Below are 19,494 nucleotides of genomic sequence, written 5' to 3'. Positions count from 1 at the left end.
GAGCCTAATAATCTTGCTGTTTTTCTAATTCCGGCGCCGCATAAGGGCCGCCGGATTCGCTAACCATACCACGATCGGGGCGCGGTCGTCAGCAGCCGGCTAGAAACCCGCTTCGCGGCGCGCCACGCCCGCGGCCGCGCGCAGGAAACGCCATGCCGGCGCTTCCCATTCCCCGGCGATGGCGACCCTGCCGCGCCACGCAGGGCTGCTGGCCGGCAGTTCGGCGTCCGCATCGAGCAGCACCCGGTATACGGCCTGTTCGGGATACAGCACGCCGTTCTTTTCGCGCACCAGCACGTCGCCGCCGAACAGCGCCGCCAGTTCCGGCTCGTTCAGGGTGCGGCTGGCATCGCGGTCGATGCTGGCCACGGTCAGGCGCAGCGCGGGGCCGGCCAGGCCGTCGGCGAGGAACAGGGCACGGTCGCCGCGCGCGATGCGCCGTACGGCATCCTGGTCGACGTAGGCCACCACCTGCCAGCGCCCGGCGCCCACCAGCGAACCCAGATATTCCTGCCCTTTGAGCCATTCGCCGGGCCGCAGGTCGGGATCGACGTCGACCAGCACACCCGCGAACGGCGCCAGCGGCCGGTAGCGCTGCAAGTCCGCGCCCACCGTCGCATGCTCGGCGCTGGCGTAGGCCAGCTGGTCGTTCAGCACTTGCCAGTCCTTGCGGCTGGCGGCGTCCAGGCCCGCCGCCGCCGATTGCCATGCCAGCAAGTCCTGGCGCGCGCCCGTCTCGCCTTCGCGCAGCGCCAGTTCGGGCGATGACAGGCGCAGCAGGGGCTGGCCGGCGGCGACGCGCTGGCCATTGGCCACCGGCAGCGCTTCAAGCGCCGCGTGCGCGGGCGCGTACAGCGCCAGGCGCGCCTGCGGCTGCAGCACGCCGGAGGTCAGCACCCGGTCCGGCCACGGCAGCATCAGCAGCAGCGGCAGCAGCGCGGCCAGGCCGGCGCTGCGCCAGGCGCGGCGGCTGTGCCGCAGGGCTTCGCGACGCGAGCGCCACACCTGCAGTTCGCGCCACAGCGGCAGCGCGACAAACCAGCAGATCTCGACGAGGAACAGCAGGATGCCGACGGCCTTGATGAAGAAGTGGTACACGAGTGCGGCGATGCCCAGAAACAGCACCAGCCGGTAGATCCATACGGTCCAGGCGAACAGGATCAGGCCGGCGCGCCGGCGCGGCGGAAACGATTCCGGCGCCGGCTCGTTCAGCGCGAACAGGCGTTCGCGCAAGTCCCAGCGGGCCAACGCGAATGCGCGGCTGTGCAGGTTGGGCAGGCCCAGGTAATCGGACAGCAGGAAGTAGCCGTCAAAGCGCATGAAGGGACTGGCATTGATGGCCACGGTGGTGATCCAGGTGGTGGTCGAAAGCAGGAAGGCGACCTGCTTGGGGCCACCATCGGGCAGCCAGGTCCAGGCCAGCGTGGCCCAGGCGGCGATCATCAGTTCCGTCATGATGCCAGCGCCCGCCACGGCCAGGCGCTGCTCGCGGCGCGCCAGCTTCCACACTTCGTTGGTGTCCGTGTACGCCACGGGCCACATCACCAGGAAGGCCAGGCCCATGGTCGGCACGCGGCAGCCGTAGCGCTTGGCCGTCAGCGCGTGGCCCATCTCATGGCAGACTTTGGCGAAGGTGATGGCGGCGCCGTACAGCAGGGCACCATGCCAGCTCAGCGTGTCGAGCAGGGTGGCGGAAAAGCGTTCCCAGTCGCGGTAGGCGCCGGCCACTCCCAGCAGGCCGGCGGCCAGCGTCAGCCAGCGGAAGGCGGGCGAAAACAGCCACCCGAGGCGCGGCGCGAGCCAGTCCAGCCAGCGGTCCGGACGCACCAGCGGGATGCGGAAAAACAGGTAGTTATGCAGCAGCCATTGCTGCCAGCTGCCGCGCTGGCGCTGGCGCGTGGCCGCCATCGCCGCCGCGGCGCCCTGGCGCGGCTGCAGCAGCTGCTGCTCGCGCAGGAAGTCGAGAAGGCGCTCGATGGCGCCGCCGTCGAGTTGCAGGGTGGTGCTCTGGTTGATGTCGTCGATGAGGGCCTGGGCGTCGTTGTTCTCCCAGCGGCGCAGCATCTCGAAGCTGGGCCAGTCGAGCTGGAAGAACAGGTTGCGCACGGGGTCGTGCAAGGTCCAGCTGGGCTGGCCGTCGGGCAGGCGTGGGCCGGCATGGATGGACAGCTCCTGGCGCAGCAAGGGTAAGGCGTGCATGCGGTTCCGTTCTACACGGCGATGAACTGGCGGATGCTGGCCAGCGGCCGTCGCAGTATCCAGTAGAGCAGCGGCACGCGTTCGCCGCCCAGCTTGGCCGTGCCCTTCAGGCCGATGCGCTGGCCGGTGGCGCCGTCCAGCCTGGCGCGCACGCGGTAGGCATAGCTGCCGTCGGGGCGCGCGGTGGCGCGGTGGCTCATGTAGCGCACATTTGCTTCGAGCGGCGTCAGCGGCGCGGCGGCCAGGTACAGCTTGAGCGGGGCCCGCTCGGCCAGCGGAATGGCGTCGCCGATCGGCACCCACGCTTCGATCTCCACGTCGTCGGCGGCCGCCACCTGCATGATGCGTTCGCCCGTCTGCACGGGCCGGCCTATCCATTCCGACGGGTCGTCGAACAGGGCGATGCCGGCATGCGGCGCCAGCACGCGCGAGCGCTGCGCCTGGCCCTCCAGGAACGCTGCCTGCGCCTGCTTCTCGGCGATCTTGCCCAGCAGCGCGGCCAGCTGCGTCTTGGCGCGCGGGTCGTTGAGTATCATCTGCGCCGTCTGCCGGTACTCGGCCTGCGCCGTGGCCAGCCCTTCGCGCGCGACGTCGAGGCGGCTGCCGATGGGCGCCTGGTCGAACGAGAACAGGGGCTGGCCGGCGCGCACGACCTGATTCGGGCGCACGGAAAATTCGGCGATCACGCCATCGAGGGGCGCGCGGATGGTGGCCGGATTGGCCGCCACCAGCTCGCCCGGCGCCAGTACCGTCAGGCGCACGGGAAACAGCAGCACCGCCAGCACTGCCAGCGCGGCGCCCAGCCGGCGGCGCCAGCGCTGGCCTTGTCCATCGCCCTGCCACCACAGGCGCAGCCGCGCCGGCAGCGCCGCCGGCGACCAGCGCGCCGGACCTTGCCTGGCGCGCCACGCATGCTGCCAGATATCGGCCCATTCGGTGAGCAGGGCCAGCTGCCCGGGCTGCAGCGGCGCGTCGCCGGCCAGCAGCAGGCCCGCCTGCCCGCCGGCGCGGCCCGTGGCGCGCAGCGGCACCCAGGTGACGGCCACCGGCAGCCATTCGTCCCAGGCGGCGGCGATGGCGGGCGGCAGTTGCGCGGCCTCGACGGCCAGCGGCGCGGCGTCCGCATGGCGCTCTGCCAGCGCCCGGCACAGCTGCACGAGCCACTGGGCATACGGGGCGTTGGCTTCCACTTCCACCACGCCGGACAGGGTGTGCACGCCGCCGGCGTCGAACCACAGCGCCGCCTGGCGGTACGGCGCCAGCGCGCGGCTGTCGTTCACCAGCAGGAAGGCCAGTTCATTGGCGCTGGCCGCGGCGCGTGCGCGCTGGGCCAGTTCGAGCAAGGTCAGCAGGGGATCAAATGCCACCGCGTCGTTCATGCATGCGCTTTCGCCGCCGCCGCGCTACGCGACAACGCCGCCAGGCGCTCGGCGCCCGCGCCGTGCACGGCGCCCAGTTGCGCACTCAGGCCGGGACGTCCCACGGGGTCGGCCGGGCCGGCGTCGCGCGCCGAGGTCTTGATGACCTGGCCATCCCTGGTGATGACGATCTTGAAGGTTTGCACGGCGACGCGTCCCTGGGCGTCGCGCGCCGTGACCGTGAAGTGCAGCGTGCCTTCGAAGCCCGGCGGCGCCGTTCCCTCGAAGCGCGCCGCGCGGCTGTCGAACCTGAGCCAGGCAGGCAGGGGCCTGCCGTCGGTCTGCTGCGCGCTGAGCTGGAACGGCGTGCCGCCGCCGGACTGCACGAAGGTGTCGGGCGCCAGTTGCACCGCGATCCGTTCGCCGCTGTTGAACGCCTTGTCACCGATCGGCACCTGCGAGAGCAGCGCATCGCTGCGCGACGGCAGTTCCGGCAAGCCGGTCGGCGTGAAGGCCGTCAGCAGCATGGCGGGGTTGGTCAGGGCGGCGATGCTGACGGGGGCCAGCGGGTTCCTGGCAACGTCGGCCGCTCGGCCGCCGTTGGCGCCGCTGCTCGGGCTGAACAGCGCCAGCGTGTCCGGTGCCAGCACGCCGGGAAGGGCTCCGGCGGCAGCGCTGGCGGGGGCCTTTTCGGCAACCTTGTCCGCCGGCGCGGGGGCTTCCGGCAGCACGCGCACGGGCGGCGCCACCACGGGAGGCACCACGGGCGGCACCACCACCACGGGCGGCTTCACAGGTATGCTCACTTGCGCCGCCAGGATGGCGCCGTTGTTGCCGGCCGTATCGCGCACCACTACTTGCACCTGGCCGGCGGCGACGCCGGCCAGCGACCAGCTGTTGCCGGCCACGCCAGCCGCCTGCCAGCTGGCGCCGCCATCGCGCGAGACGAGTACCGATTCGCCCGCCGCCAGCGGCGCCGAGAGGTTGCCGCCAAGCACATTCTCGCCCGATAGCGTGGCCGAGGTGGCCGTGGCGACGGGGGCGACGGTGTCGAGCACATACGCTTGCGCGAAGGCGGGACCGTTGCCGGCGTCGTTGCTGACGCGCGCCATGAGGGTGCCGCTGCCGCCCAGCGTGACATTGATCGCCCACGCCGTCGCGCCGCCGGTAGCCGCCGCGCTGCGCCAGCTGGCGCCGCCGTCGAGCGAGACTTCGACGCGCTGGCCGGCGGCCAGCGGCGCGGACAGCGTACCGCTGATCGTTTGCGCGGCCACGTTGGTGATGAAGTCGCTGTCGCTGGCGCCCGTGTCGGCCGACAGCGTGGTGCCGGTGATGCCGGTCGTGGGCGGGGTCAGGAGCGTGCCGATGGTGAGTTCGCCATTGCTGCTGTCGCTGGCGACGTTGCCGGCCAGGTCGGTGACGCTCGCCACCACCTCGTAGCGCTGGTTCAGGGCCAGCGTGAGTGTGCCGCTGAGCGGTACGGCGGTGGCCAGGTCCAGGCTCCAGGCGCCCGCCGCGGGAACGACGGCATAGGTGGCGCCGCCGACGGAGACGGTCATGGTTTCGCCCGCCGACAGCGTCGCCGAGCCGCTCAGCACGGGCGTGGTGCTCATCGTCGCCAAGGGGGCCACGGTGGGCACGCCGGCTGCCGTGTCATAGATATACGCCTGGCTCGCCGCGACGCCGTCATTGCCGGCCGTATCGGCCACCTTGACCAGCAGGGTGTTGCTGGAGGTCAGGGTCTGGCCGGCCAGCGACCAGGTGTTCTGGCCGACGGTGGCGGCGGCGGTGGCCCAGGTGGCGCCGTTGTCGAGCGAGACGAGCACGCGCTCGCCGCTGGCCAGGTTGGCCGACAGGGTGCCGCTGACGGTTTGCGCCGCCACGTTGGTGATGAAATCGGTGGACGAGGCGCCGCTGTCGGCGGAAAAAGCGATGCCAGCCACGCTGGTGGCGGGGGCGCTCGTGTCGAGCACGTAGGCCGTGCCGGTGGCGGCGCCATTGTTGCCGGCCGCGTCGGTGACGCGCAGCTTCAAGGTGTCGCTGGCGGCCAGGGTGACGCCGGTCCAGGTCAGCGTCGTGCCGGACACCTTGCTGGTGATGTCGGTCCAGGTGGCGCCGTTGTCGAGCGAGCCGTAGACGATGTCGCCGGCGGCCGGCGCGCCGCTGAGGGTGGCGCTGATGGTCTGCGCCGCGGTGTTGGTGATCAGGTCGGTGCTGCTGGCGCCGGTGTCGGCCGACAGCGCGATGCCGCTGAAGCTGGTGGTCGGCGCCATGGTGTCGAGCACATAGGCTTGCGCGTAGGCGGTGCCGTTGTTGCCGGCGGCGTCGGTGACGCGCACTTTCAGGGTACCGCTGCCCGACAGCGTCTGGCCGGCCAGCGACCAGGTGTTGGTGCCGGTGCTGGCCGTGGCCAGGTTCCAGCTGCCGCCGTTGTCGAGCGAGACGTAGACGTACTCGCCGGCCGCCAGGTTGGCCGCCAGCGTGCCGCTGATGGTCTGGGCCGCGGTCCTGGTGATGAAGTCGGTGCCGGAAGTGCCGGTGTCGGCCGAGAAGGTGGCGTTGGCCACGGTGTTGGTCGGCGCGGCGGAGTCGATGACGAGGTCCTTGTTGGCGCCCAGCGAGCCGGCCGTGCCCGGCGTGGCCAGCGTGACGTCGGCTGGCTGGTTGGCGCCGCCGGCATCGAGGATGGTGGCGCCGTTGAGCACCAGCGCGGCGCTCGAGCTGTAGTCGAGATCGGCGCTGTTCTGGCCGGCGCCGACCGTGTAGCTGAACGTCAGCGTGCTGGTGCCCGAGCCGCCGGCATAGGTGGCCTGGCCGCCGCCGTCGAGCGCCAGGGTCGGCGTGCCGCCCGTGGTGTCGACGTTGACCGCGGTGGAGAAATCGACCGTGATGGTGATGGTCTGGCCGGCGCCGTAGGCGCCGTCGGCGGTGCTGGCGCCGACGCCGGTGACGCTGGGGTTGCTGCCGTCGACATTGACGCCGGCCGTGCTGCCGACGCTGTTGAGCGTGACCACGGCGTCGTTGCCGGCCGTATCGCGCAGCGTGCCGCCGTGGGTCGACAGTGCGCCGACCGTGATGCCGTTGGCGTCGATGTCGCCGCTGGGCACGGTGTAGCGGAACAGCAGCGCGCTGGTGCCGGAGCCGGACACGTAGTCGGCGTAGCGGGTAGTGGCGCCGACCACGAGGGCGATGCGCGGCGTGCCGCCGGTGGTGTCGACAAGGACGGCCTCGTCGAAGTTGACCGTGAAGTCCAGCGCGCCGCCGCTGTAGTAGGTGCCGTTGGCCGGCACCGCCACCGTGGCGACGGCCGGGGCGGTGGTGTCGACCTCGATCGTCAGCGCGGCCGAGGCGGCAGAGGCGTTGCCGGCGGTGTCGGTGGACACGACCGTGATGGTGTGGGAGCCTTGGGCCAGCGCGCCGGTGGTCAGCGTCCAGCCGCCGGCGCTGGCGGTGACGGTGCCCAGCAGCGTGGCGCCGTCGAACACGGTGACGGTGCTGCCGTTCTCGGCCGTGCCGCTCAGCGTCGGCGTGGTGTCGCTGGTGATGCTGTCGTTGTTCTGCACGCCGGTGTCGCTGGCCGTGGCCAGCACCGGTGTGCCGGGCGTGGCCGGCGTGCTGGTATCGAACATGTAGGCCTGGGTCTTGACGCTGCCGGTGTTGCCGGCGGCGTCGACGACCTTCAGCTGCAGCGTGTCGCTGCCGGCCAAGGTGACGCCGTTCCAGCTCAGGCTCGTGCCGCTGACCTTGCTGGTGATGTCGGTCCAGCTGCCGCCGTTGTCCAGCGAGCCGTAGACGATGTCGCCGGCGGCCAAGGTGGTGCTCAGGGTGGCGCCGATGGTCTGCGCCGCGATCTTGGTGATGAAGTCGCTGGCGCTGGCGCCCGTGTCGGCCGACAGCGCCAGGCCGCTGAAGGTGATCGTCGGCGAACTGGTGTCGAAGGTATAGGCTTGCGACAGCACGGCGCCGTCGTTGCCGGCCGTGTCGCTGACCTTGACCTTCAGCGTGCTGCTGGCGCTGAGCGTGCGGGCCAGCGACCAGGTGTTCTGGCCCACGGTGGCGCTGGCGGCGGCCCAGGTGGTGCCGTTGTCGAGCGAGACGAGCACGCTCTCGCCGCTGGCCAGGTTGGCCGACAGGGTGCCGCCGATGGTCTGCGCCGCCGTTTTGGTGATGAAGTCGGTCGGCGACGTGCCGGTATCGGCCGAAAAGCTGACCGTGGCCACGCTGGTGGTGGGCGCGGTGGTGTCGAGCGTGTAGTTCTGGAAGCTCAGCGAACTGTCGTTGCCCGCCGCGTCGGTCACCTTGAACATGATGGCGTTGCTGCCTGCGCCCAGGGTGGCCCCGTTCCAGGTCAGCGTGGTGCCGGACACCTTGCTCGTGATGTTGGTCCAGCTGCTGCCGCCGTCCAGCGACCCCCAGACCACGTCGGTGCCGGCCGGCGCGCCGCTGAGCGTGGCGGTGATGTTCTGGCCTGGCGTCTTGGTGATGAAGTCGGTGCTGTTGACGCCGGTGTCGTCCGACAAGGAGATGCCGGTGAAGGACGTGGTCGGCGCCGTGGTGTCGAGCGTGTAGCTGTGCGTGTAGGCGGTGCTGGAGCCGTCGGCGTTGGTGACGCGGGCCTGGAAGGTGCTGCTGCCGGCCAGCGTGGTGACGGTGCTCCAGCTGCTGGAGCCGACCGTGTAGGTGGTGGCGTCGCTCCAGCTGCTGCCGTTGTCATATGACACCTGGACCTTTTCGCCCGTGCTCAGCGTGGTCGACAGCGTGCCGCTGATGATTTGCGCGGCGGTCTTGGTGATGAAGTCGCTGCCGCTGGTGCCGGTGTCGTCCGACAGGCTGGCGCTGCTGACCGTGACCGTGGGCGGGTGCGAAATAGCCTTGACGTCGGTGATGTCGAAATTCTGGAACAGACCGAAATCGCCGGAACTGAACACCACCTGCTTGACGTCGTTGATCGGTTTGCTCAGGCCGGAATTGAGCAGGGTCTGCCAGCCGTTAGCCAGCGAGTTCACGGTGAGCGTGTCTGTGGTGTTGTTGCCATACGTTAAGTTGATCGTCAGCGAGCCGGTCAGGACGCCGACATCGAACGAGCTGATGTCGAAGGTGTAGCCGGAAGCGATGGTGACCGTCAGCCTGACTTCATTGGTGGGCCCCTGGTAGGCATACAGCCCGTCGGTGCCATAGGTGCCGTCAATGCCCAGGCCGCCGGCGCTGGCGCCGCCGTAAAACGTGACGTTTTGGCCGTTAACCTGTTTGACCACGGTGGTCGAGCTGTAGTCGGCGTCGCTGCCGGAGAAGCTGACCTGTGTGAGCAGGCCCTGGTAGTCGGCGATGTCCAGCGCTTTGGCGTCGATCTTGCCGGCATGCGCTTCGAGCGTCCAGTTGCCGCCGATGGCTGCCGCGCCGGTGGCGTCGCGCGACGCCGCGACATCGGCGCCCGTGATGCGCGCCAGGTCGGCGATCAGCGGGTTATGGCCGCCGGCGGCGACATCGCAGCCATACAGCAGCAAGTCGCCGTCGGCGCTCAGGGCCTGGCCCAGCTGCGCCATTTCCGATTGGACGGCAGCCGACGACAGGGAGGCATCGGTCAGGCGCGCGGTGCCGAGATTGATGGTGCCTTCGGATCCATGCGACAGGATGTGGATCGCGTCGATTCCGCTCTGGCTGGCCGCCCATTGCGCGATCTGCGCCAGGCCGTCACGGCTGCCGTCGAATTCGACGATGCCGACGCCGGCGCGCACGCCCGCCTCCAGGCTCTTGTAGTTGTCCACCGAGGTGTCGACCAGCACCACTTCCTTCTTGCCCTGGTCCTTGGCCGGCTCGGCCGCGCGCACCGTGACGGCTGGCGGCAGCGGCGGCGCGCTTTCGTGCGCCTGCGCCGCGTGGGCGGCGTCGGCCACGGCGCCGTCGAACATGAAGCGCTGCTCCAGCGGCAGCAGTTGCGAGGCGCGGCGCAGCGGACGGCGCACGGAAGTCGTTGCCGCGGCAGGGAAGAGGGGATGGTTCATGTCAGGCTCCTGGTGATACGTGACTGGCGCGCTTGAACGGCGTGCCTGGGGCGGCGAATTGGGCGAGGTGGGCGTCGATCTTGCGGTCGAGCGCCGGCCGCCATTCGGGCGGCATGATGGCCAGCACCTGGTCTTGCAGCTGCCGCGCCTGGTCTTGCAGGGCGGGCTCGCTCAGGCGGCTGCGGGCGGCGCTGGCCCACAGATAAATCTTGGCCAGGTTGGCGGCGCCGGGCGCGCCCGTATCGGCGTCGGGCGGCAGGTGGGCGTACAGCGTCGCCGTGGGCAGGTAGGCGGGGACGTAGCCCTTGCTCGCCAGTTCTTCCAGGGCAAGCAGCGCCGCCTCGCCCTCGGCTTCGCCGCCTTCTCCCTGCGCTTGCATGATGGCCAGCTGGTAGCGCGCCTCGTCGACCTGGCGTTCCGCCGCCATGCGGTACCAGTGGCGCGCCATGGCCGCGTCGTGCGGCACGTCGCGGTCGTTGCGCAGGTAATTGGCCAGTTTCAGCATGGCCGGCGGCGAACCGGCCTGCGCCGCCTGGGCGCACAGCGCCAGGCCGTGCGGCACGTCCCGGGCGACGTAGCGGCCGCGGACATAAAATTCGCTGGCCGAGCACAGTGAAATGAGGTGGCCGTTCGCGGCGGCGGCCAGGTAGCTGGACAGCGCGGCGGCGGCATTGCCTGGCGCGTCCGGAGTGCGCATCAGGCAGTCGCCGGCGAAATGCAGGGCCGTCGGTATCTTGCCCTGAGCGGCCTTGCCGAACCACGCGCAGGCGGCGTCGGGGTCGGCTGGCCGGCCCCAGCCATTCTGGTGGAACTGGGCCAGGGTGAACTGGGCGAGGGGATTGTTCTCCGCGTGGCGCAGGAAGGCCGGGTAGGCGTTGGCATAGTCGCCCTTGGCCAGCAAGGCATATGCGGCTTGCAGCGGCAGGGCATGGTCGGCCGGCCGCCCGGCGCGCGCGCCCGGCGCCGCCAGCAGCGTCAGGGACAGCAAGACTTGAAAGAGGCGGTATGGCTGCATGATGATTTCGGCGGCCGCTCCGCTCGGAGGCGGCCGCGCAACACAAGGTTAGGTGGCGCGGTCCGTCAGTTCGACTGCGGGTAGATGCCGACGGAGGCGATGTAGTAATACATGGCCATGGACGGCTGCATGATGCTGAACGCGGCGCCCGTGCCTGTAGGGCCGCTGACGGCAGCCGGCAGGGAGCCGTTCAGCGTCACCGGGGCGGTACCGGCTAGCGTAATGGCAGGCGAGCCGGCGGAGGTGACGGTAATGCTGCCGCCCAGGGAGCCGCCGCCCATGACCACGTCGGGTGCGCTGGTGTTATACAGCTTCGCCACCGGGGTATTTACCGCTCCCGGCACGCCGCCGGCCAGCGGCGTGGCCGACGCACCCGCGGCGCTGCTGGCTTTCAGCGTCAGTGTCAGCGCACTGGTATTGGCGGTGTAGGTGACGGGCGCCATCGAAATGGTGGTGGGCGTGCCGGTCGTCTGAGCCAGGTTGACCGAGCCGCTGACCTTGCTCAAGTCGACCGCCGGCAAGGTATGCGCATGGGCCGGCAGATTGGCCATGGTCAGGGTGGCGCTGACAGTGCCTACCTTCTGGCCCACCGTGTAGCTGGTGTTGGCGTCGACGGTGCCGGCACCGATCACGGTGCGGCCGCGCAGGTCCGGCAGGTTGAAGGTGGTGTTGCCGCTGCCGCCATAGGTCGTGCCCAGCAGCGAGTACAGCGCGGCATTCTGGTTGACGTTGAGGGACTGGCCGTTGGCCGGCAAGTAGCCGTACAGGTCATTGCGGGTCCAGGCCATCACGCAGATGCTGGAAACATAGGGTTCGGCGGGGCAGGCATAGCTGGCCGTGCTCCAGCTGGCTGCGGCTGCGGCAACGGCAGCGAGCGTCAGGCAGCGGGCGACGCGGTGCGGACGAGATTTCATGGGCTCTCCTTTTGGTCTAAGCAGGGTGAAAAAATCATTTTGCCGGCGGCTGCATCAGCACCTTGCCGCTCATGCCGGCCACCAGTTCGCCGAAGCGCCCGTCGATGACGGCGCTCAGCTTGACGGACTGGCTGACGGGGTCGACGCGGGCGCCGATGCGCTGCACCTTGGCCGGATAGCTCTTGCCCGTTTCGTCGATGCTGACCTGGAAGGGCGTGCCGTTGCGCACCCAGCTCATCCAGCGAGATGGAATGATGAATTCCAGCACCAGGGTGCTGTCGTCCAGAATTTCCAGCAGGGCCTGGCCCGGCTGCACGTACTGCTGTTCGCGCGCCTTCTGCTCGGCGATGCGGCCGGCGAACGGCGCGACGATCTGGCATTTGCCCAGCAATGCCCGGTTGGCGGCCACTTCGGCCTGCGCCTTGAGCGCTTCGGCCCTGGAAATGTCGAGTTCGACCTTGCCCACGGAATTGAGGTCGGCGAGTTTCTGGTTGCCCTGCCAGTTGGTCTCGGCCGCCATCCGCGCCGCTTCCGCCTTGGCCAGCTGCGCCTGCTGCAGCACGCAGTCGAACTGCACCAGCAACTGTCCCTGCTTGAAGGCCGCGCCTTCCGGCAGCGGCAGGCGGTTGATCTTGGCGCCGATCTCGGCGGCCAGGGTGGTGTAGCGGCGCGGCGCCAGTTGGGCGCGGATTTCCCGCGTTTCCAGCGTGGCGCCGGCGCTGGCCGGCTGCGGCGCGGCGGCCAGCGCGGTGTGCTGCAGGGTCAGGGCCAGCGCGCCGGCCAGGGTCATGCGTATTGCGGGTGCGACCAACTTCATGGACGGTCCTCAGGCGATGGCAGCTGGGCCTGGTTCCAGGTCTGCAGCGATTGCGCGACGGCCGCCGTCAGTTCGGCCAGCGGCATGTCGGACGAGCCGTTGACCACCGGTTCCATGCCCAGGGTCGCTTGCAGGCGCGATGCGGCGGCCTGCGCGTTCGACAGTGCCTGGTAGCGGCGCAGCTGCGACAGGACGGCCGTGCTTTGCTGCGAAATGCGGTCCAGCGCCGACTGTTTCTGCGCCTCTGCCTGGTTGGCGATGTGCTGGGCGATACGCCCGTCCACTTCGGCGATGGCGTCGGCGCGCTCATACTGGCGGGCCGTGTTGGCGTATTGCTGGCGAGCAATATGAAGCTGGCTCAGCACAGCCATCTGCATGGCCATGCGGCGCTGGTTGGCCAGACTCACGCCCGCGTCGGCCAGGCGCATCTGCGCCGGCGCCGATAACAGGCCCAGCAGGTTGAACGAGATCTGCGCGCCGGCCTCGTTCCAGTTCTGATGGATCAGGTAATCGTCGTTGCTGTGCTTGACGCCATAGTTGAAGGACAGGCCGGGGAACAGCTTGAGCATGGCGCGCCGGGTTTCCTGCTGGGCGATGCGGGCGTTGTAGATGCCTTCGCGCAGGTCGGGATTGCGCAGCAGCGCCACTTCTTCCATTTTTTCGATCGGCTGGTTCAGCCAGGCCGTGTTGACGTCGCCGCCCGCTTCGACCACGCTATAGCCGCTGCTCAGCGGCAGGGCGGTCAGGGCCGCCAGTTCCACGCGCGCCGTCGACAGTTCCTGCTCGATGGTTTCCAGCAGGCGCAGGTTTTCCAGCAGCTGGCGCTGGTAGCGCAACGGTTCCAGTGGCGAACGGATGCGGTCGCTCTCCGCCGTGCGCGCATCCTTCAGGGCCGCTTCCGATTCGGCGATGGTGCTGCGCAGCAGGGGCACCAGCTTCTGCGCCGCCACCACGCGCCAGTAGGCGGTGCGCACGTCGAGTATCAGGTTGTGCAGGGCCTTGCGGCGGCGCTCGCCGGCGATCATCACGCGGTCCGCATTCTGCCGCGCCGCGTAGTAGCTCTGGCCGAAATCGAGCAGGCTCCAGGAAATGCCCAGTTCCGTGCTCAGCACCTGGCGGCTGGACGAGATGTAGGGATTGGCCAGCGACGGCGCGCCCGTGACGGAATCGACGCTGCGCGTGATCAGGTCATTGTTGCGGTCGCGGTAGCCGGCCGAGGCGATCAGCTTGGGCAGCATGTCGAACTGCCCTGCCTCGAAGGTGCCCATGGCAACGGCTTCCTCCATGGCCTTGTAGCGGCGTTCGGCGTTGTATTTGATGGCGCGGGCGATGGCGCCATCGAGGGTCAGGGGGCCGTTCAGCGCTTCCACGTCGCGCGCCAGGGCCGCCTTGTCGTCCTGCAGCGTGGCGCGGACCTCTGCCGTGGAAAGCTTGGCCGTGCCGACGTCGAGTGTCGAGCAAGCGCTCAGCAGCCATAAGCTGGCGCAGCCGAGCATGAGTGTCCTGATCGCGGAAGTGGGCATGGGATGATGTAATTGTTGAGCGCGCATTAATGGATATTCTCGAGGAAACTGCCGGGTTAATGACGGTGAAACAGTAATTTGCTTTCGAGTAAGTATATGACGTCGCACTCATTCAAATAATCAATTTTTCATTTGTTGCATATATGCCACATTTATTTATTTGAGAATGATATGTCGGGGGGATGACAAATCGATCACGGTGCGGCTGTGCTCGCAGGTCGGGCGCAGCCGCGCAGAGCGTGGCGCCATGCCTGCCGGGTCCAGGTCTGGTTGCTGGCGTGAGAATGGAGAGATACTAAATTGCTGAAATAAATATTCTATTTATTAATGGTATATATATGCCGCCAATTAAATTAACCTGCATCAAATCCTGATTATTAATAATAAGGAAATAATATCCTCCGCGCTTGTTGGTGGAGATTCTGTTGATGCCGGCGGGATGCGATGATTGTCTGGCGCGACGCTTCCGTGTTCAAGCCAGCCAGGCACGCGCCAGGCCGATGGCGGCGCAGACCAGCAGCAATTTGATGGTTCCCACTTGAAACCTGATCAGCGCCACGCCGGCCGCCAGCGCGATGATCATCGCCAGCCAATCCCAGTGGGGCAGCGGATTTGCTTGCCAGAACACATGGCGGCCAAAGAACAGGGCCAGGCTGGCGATGACGCCCACCACGGCCGCCGAGATGGCCGTCAACGGCGCGCTCAGGCGCAAATTGCCGCGCGACGCTTCCACCAGGGGCGCACCGGCCAAAATGAAGATAAACGAGGGCAGGAAAGTAAACCAGCTGGCGACGAACGCGCCGCATATGCCCGCCAGCCACAGCTGTTCTCCCATCACGGCATGGCTCCAGCCGCCGACAAAGCCGATGAAGGCGACGATCATGATCAGGGGGCCGGGCGTCGTCTCGCCCAGCGCCAGGCCATCCATCATCTGCGCGCTCGTGATCCAGTGGTAGTGGTCGGCGGCGCCCTGCACCAGATAGGGCAGCACGGCGTACGCGCCGCCGAACGTGAGCAGGGCGGCCTTGCTGAAAAACACGCCCATCTGCGCCAGCGGCTGGTCCGCCCCGCCCGCCAGCGCCAGGCCCAGCCAGGCGAAGAAGGCCAGCGCCAGGCCCACGGCGGCCGTGCCAAGCAGGCGCGGCCAGCGGAAGCGCGCGTGGTCCGGCGTGGGCGTGTCGTCATCGATCAGGGCGGCGCCGTAGCGGGCCGCACCGCCATGCGAGGTACCGCTGGCATGAAAATGGCCCGGCAGCCAGCGGCCGCCCGCCATGCCCAGCAGGGCGGCGGCGAGCACGATCAGCGGAAATGGCAGACGTAGTGCGGCGATGGCGACAAATGCCGCCGCCGCGATGGCGATCAGGGTGGGACTGCGCAAGGTGCGCCGGCCCAGGCGCCAGGCGGCCGCCAGCACGATGGCGACGACGGCCGGCTTGATGCCGTACAGGATGCCGGCGATGGCGCCCACGTTGCCGTACGCCATGTAGAGCCATGACAGGGCGATCAGCACCAGCAGCGAGGGCAGCAAAAACAGCAGGCCCGCCACCAGGGCGCCGCGCGTGCGGTGCATTAGCCAGCCGATGTAGATGGCCAGCTGGGTCGCTTCCGGCCCCGGCAGCAGCATGCAGTAATTGAGGGCGTGCAGGAAACGCTGCTCCGAAATCCAGCGCCGCTTTTCCACCAGTTCCGCATGCATCATGGCGATCTGGCCGGCCGGGCCGCCAAAGCTGACGCAGCCCAGCTTGAGCCAGTACCAGAAGGCGCTGCGCAGGCTGACGGGGGCGGGAGGGGAAAGGTTGGCGTTCTCGTGCATGGAGGCTGGCTGGCAAAGGTGGGGACGTAAAAAAGGGGAAGCCTGAGCTCCCCCTTTCATCATTGGCGGCTGGGCGAACCCGGCGCGCTTATGGACGTTGCGTGTTGACCTGGATCAACGGCTCATCCGATTGCGGCGGCAATGGCTTGCGTTCGCGCGGCTTGCGCACGGGAGCGACTGCCTTGGCGGCCGCTTCCTGCGCCAGGCGCAGTTTTTCCGGATCGGTGGCAGCCAGGGTCAGGCCGGCCGAACCGAGCACTGCGTCCAGGTCCAGCGGCGCAGGCACCGGCGATGGAGCCGGTGCGGAAGCTGGAGCAGCGACAGGTTCAGGTGCAGGTGCAGGAGCAGGAGCAGGAGCAGGAGCAGGAGCAGGAGCAGCTTCGGCAACTACCGGTGCGGCTTGCGCCACGGCCGGCGCCGCTTCGGCGACTGGCGCTGCTGCTGGAACTTCCTCAGTCACGATGACGGTTTCCGCGACAGCCGTTTCCACGACGGGTGCCGCTTCGACGATGACTTCCGCTGGAGCAGGCGCTGGCGCCGGTGCGGCTTCCGCTTTCACGGCAAAGCTGTACTCGGCAGCCGGTACCGGTTCGGCAGCGGCTGGTTCAGCTTGCGCTGCAGCCACTTCGACAGGGGCTTGCGCTACGAACGGTGCAGCAACTGGCGCGGCTTCAGCGGCAGGAGCGGCTTCCTCGACCTTGGCGATGTCGACCACCTTGGCCACTTCCACCACTTCCACCACTTCCACGACGGCAGCTTCCACCGGCGCAGCGACGGCGACGACTGCGGCGGCAGCCACGACGGCGACCGGCGCAGCATCCGTTGCGGCTTCCGGCGCCGGAGCGACCGTAAAGCTGATCACGGGCGTGTCCTGGCCTTCGTTTTCGCCGTTTGCCGATTCGATCAGCTCGCCCGTTTCGCGGTCGCGGCGGTTGCGGTTGCGGCCACCACGACGACGGCGGCGGCGCGGTTCTTCGCCTTCCACGTCGGTTTCCGTCTCTTCGCCTTCAGGGCCGGCATTTGCCGGTGCTTTCAGCAAGCTCGTTGGCGCGGCGTCGGATTCGGGGCCGTTTGACGCCACGACGACATTCACCGCGCTGGCGCTGGCGCCAACCAGGGCCAGTTCTTCAGCTTTCACTTCAGCAACAACAGCCTTGTCGGCGCGTGGTTCGCGGCCTTCGCGTGGCTGGCGTGGCGGACGCTCGGCGCGTTCCGGGCGCTCGGCGCGCTCGGGACGTTCCGCGCGTTCAGGACGCTCGCCCCGTTCGCGTGGTGCCGCTGCCGTATCGCCGTTCTCGCGCGCTTCACGCGGTTCGCGTGGCGGACGCGGTGGGCGTGGCGGACGGGCCGCCTTTTCCAGTGCTTCCGCTTCTTTCGCCGCATCGTCCTGGGCTGGGCGGCCCTGGCCAGGTTCGCGCTCTTCGCGGCCAGGCTTGCCGTTACGGCCACGGCCACGCGGGCCACGGCTGTTGCGGTCGCCGCGGTCCGTGCCGGCCGGCTTGGCCGGTGCGACAGGGGCAGGCGCTGGCGCCACCGGTGCCGGGGCGCCGGTGAAGAAGCTGATGATCTTGGCGATCAGGCCTTGCGGCGCGGCAGGCGCGGCCACCGGAGCTGGTTTTGCTTCGACGGGCTTGCGCTCGACCAGCGGTGCCGGCTGGTCAGGGGTGATCGTCTTGACGACGGCTTCCTGGCGCGGCTTTGCTTCTTCCTTCTGGCGCTTGCTGTACGCCATGTCGGTTTCAGCGCTTTCGGCCAGGTTGTAGCTGGCCTGGCTGTCTTCCAGACGCGGATCGTCGTGCTTGATGCGTTCCAGCTTGTAGTGCGGCGTTTCCAGATGCTTGTTCGGGATCAGGATCACGGCGATGCGGTGACGGTTCTCGATTTTGAGTACTTCGCCGCGCTTTTCGTTCAGCAGGAAGGCGCCCACGTCCACAGGCACCTGCACGTGGATGGTGGCCGAGTTTTCCTTCATCGCCTCTTCCTGGATGATGCGCAGCACCTGCAGGGCGGACGATTCCGTGTCGCGGATGTGGCCGGTGCCGGAGCAGCGCGGGCACGTCACGTGCGAGCCTTCGGACAGCGAAGGGCGCAGGCGCTGGCGCGACAGTTCCATCAGGCCGAAGCGGGAAATCTTGCCCATTTGTACACGGGCACGGTCATGGTGCAGCGCATCCTTGAGGCGCTGTTCCACTTCGCGTTGATTTTTCGCCACTTCCATGTCGATGAAGTCGATGACGATCAAGCCGCCCAAGTCGCGCAAACGCAGCTGGCGGGCCACTTCTTCGGCCGCTTCGCAGTTGGTGTTGAAGGCGGTCGTCTCGATGTCCGAGCCGCGCGTGGCGCGGGCCGAGTTGACGTCGACGGAGACCAGTGCTTCGGTGTGGTCGATGACGATGGCGCCGCCCGATGGCAGCGGCACGGTGCGGCTGTAGGCCGTTTCGATCTGATGTTCGATCTGGAAGCGCGAGAACAGCGGCACGTCGTCGCTGTAGCGTTTTACGCGGTGCACCATGTCGGGCATCACGTGGCTCATGAACTGGTGCGCCTGGTCGTAGATCTCGTCGGTGTCGATCAGGATCTCGCCGATGTCGGGCTGGAAGTAGTCGCGGATGGCGCGGATGACGAGCGACGATTCCTGGTAGATCAGGAATGCGCCGTTGGCCGACTTGCCGGCGCCTTCGATGGCGCGCCACAGTTGCATCAGGTAATTCAAGTCCCACTGCAGTTCATCGACGTTGCGGCCGATGCCGGCGGTGCGGGCGATCACGGACATGCCAGCAGGCAAGTCCAGTTTATCCATGGTTTCGCGCAATTCCTGGCGCTCTTCCCCTTCCACGCGGCGCGATACGCCACCGCCACGCGGGTTGTTCGGCATCAATACCAGGTAACGGCCGGCCAGCGAGACGAACGAGGTCAGGGCGGCGCCCTTGTTGCCGCGCTCTTCCTTTTCCACTTGCACCATGATTTCCTGGCCTTCGCGCAGCGCTTCCTTGACGGAGGCGTTACGGACGTCGACGCCTTCGCGGAAATACGTGCGGGCAACTTCCTTGAAAGGCAGGAAGCCGTGGCGGTCTTCGCCATAGCTGACGAAGCACGCTTCGAGCGATGGCTCGATGCGCGTGATCACGCCCTTGTAGATGTTGGATTTGCGCTGTTCGCGCCCGGCTGTCTCGATATCGATGTCGATCAGTTTTTGTCCGTCGACAATCGCTACGCGCAGTTCTTCTTGCTGCGTGGCATTAAACAACATGCGTTTCATTTTTATAACTCCGCGACCCGTAGGCCATCTCAAAGCCGCTTCCGGGGAAGCGGCGAAGTACAGGGATATATGCGAGAACGGGAGTGCTGGCGGGGGAAATGCCCAGGCGTGCGGAGCAACAACGCGTACGAGGTATACGTTACGGCCGCAACAGGCGCGGTGAGGTCAATCGTCATGCCGAGTGCACGGGACACTTGCAACTCATCTGTAACAGCCCGGATGAGAATGAACTGCATCGGGGGCAGAGAATGCAAGTGGTCAGCAAATTCAGAGCCAAATCGTAAGCCGGCTCATTACAGGGATCGCGATGGCGAGGCTTGGCCTCAGCCTATTCATCGACAACCTCAGGTGACCGCATACGGGTTTGGCGAAAACGGCAAGCGTTATCAACTTCATCAACCCGCGAGCCCGACTCGATAAGTCGCGCTAACGGGTACTTATCCTTATAATCCCACACTCACTTCAGCATCTCCACGCGTTATCCGATTACAACTACGGTGCAACCTTGATTCGCGCAGGGATGGTGCATATACATTTTTTTCCACCGAATTTGCAATTTGGCGAGGCCGGTGGAGACGCCCCTGTGTAAAATGT

Annotated in this window: 9 protein-coding genes; all 9 read right to left on the bottom strand. The window is 67.8% G+C overall.

All coding sequences use genetic code 11. From position 1 onward, the window contains the following. Window positions 1-99 precede the first annotated feature (99 nt). Window positions 100-2,199, bottom strand: a complete 2,100-nt coding sequence (locus tag AC1Q6X_RS20225) for a site-2 protease family protein (protein WP_492498234.1) — start codon at window positions 2,197-2,199, stop codon at window positions 100-102. An 11-nt stretch (window positions 2,200-2,210) separates the two neighbouring features. After that, window positions 2,211-3,578 (bottom strand): efflux RND transporter periplasmic adaptor subunit, encoded by a 1,368-nt coding sequence (locus AC1Q6X_RS20220; protein ID WP_492498233.1) that lies wholly within the window; start codon window positions 3,576-3,578, stop codon window positions 2,211-2,213. Beyond that, window positions 3,575-9,559, bottom strand: a complete 5,985-nt coding sequence (locus tag AC1Q6X_RS20215; protein ID WP_492498232.1) for an Ig-like domain-containing protein — start codon at window positions 9,557-9,559, stop codon at window positions 3,575-3,577. Before AC1Q6X_RS20215 ends, AC1Q6X_RS20220 begins: the two co-directional genes overlap by 4 nt. A gap of 1 nt (window position 9,560) precedes the next feature. Next, a complete protein-coding gene (locus AC1Q6X_RS20210) occupies window positions 9,561-10,574 on the bottom strand; it encodes a tetratricopeptide repeat protein (protein WP_230502593.1) in 1,014 nt (337 codons plus the stop codon). A 65-nt stretch (window positions 10,575-10,639) separates the two neighbouring features. Then, window positions 10,640-11,488, bottom strand: a complete 849-nt coding sequence (locus AC1Q6X_RS20205) for a phage tail protein (RefSeq protein WP_230502595.1) — start codon at window positions 11,486-11,488, stop codon at window positions 10,640-10,642. A 34-nt stretch (window positions 11,489-11,522) separates the two neighbouring features. Beyond that, entirely contained in the window at window positions 11,523-12,305 is a 783-nt protein-coding gene (locus tag AC1Q6X_RS20200) for an efflux RND transporter periplasmic adaptor subunit (RefSeq protein ID WP_227742020.1), read from the bottom strand. Beyond that, window positions 12,302-13,801 carry a TolC family protein gene (locus AC1Q6X_RS20195; RefSeq protein WP_070289119.1) on the bottom strand — a complete coding sequence of 500 codons (1,500 nt, stop codon included), beginning with the start codon at window positions 13,799-13,801 and terminating at the stop codon, window positions 12,302-12,304. The genes AC1Q6X_RS20200 and AC1Q6X_RS20195 overlap by 4 nt, the downstream gene beginning before the upstream one ends. A gap of 499 nt (window positions 13,802-14,300) precedes the next feature. Beyond that, window positions 14,301-15,641 carry a chromate efflux transporter gene (gene chrA / locus AC1Q6X_RS20190; protein ID WP_492498231.1) on the bottom strand — a complete coding sequence of 447 codons (1,341 nt, stop codon included), beginning with the start codon at window positions 15,639-15,641 and terminating at the stop codon, window positions 14,301-14,303. A gap of 88 nt (window positions 15,642-15,729) precedes the next feature. Next, the gene (locus AC1Q6X_RS20185) at window positions 15,730-18,900 is read right to left on the bottom strand and encodes an Rne/Rng family ribonuclease (RefSeq protein WP_492498230.1); all 3,171 of its coding nucleotides are present in this window, start codon (window positions 18,898-18,900) and stop codon (window positions 15,730-15,732) included. Between the last annotated feature and the right edge of the window lie 594 nt (window positions 18,901-19,494).

Source organism: Janthinobacterium sp. GW823-FHT06H09 (genome assembly GCF_058794735.1).
The sequence above is the reverse complement of the archived record's forward strand: the minus strand, read 5'-3'. Positions and strand labels throughout refer to the sequence as shown.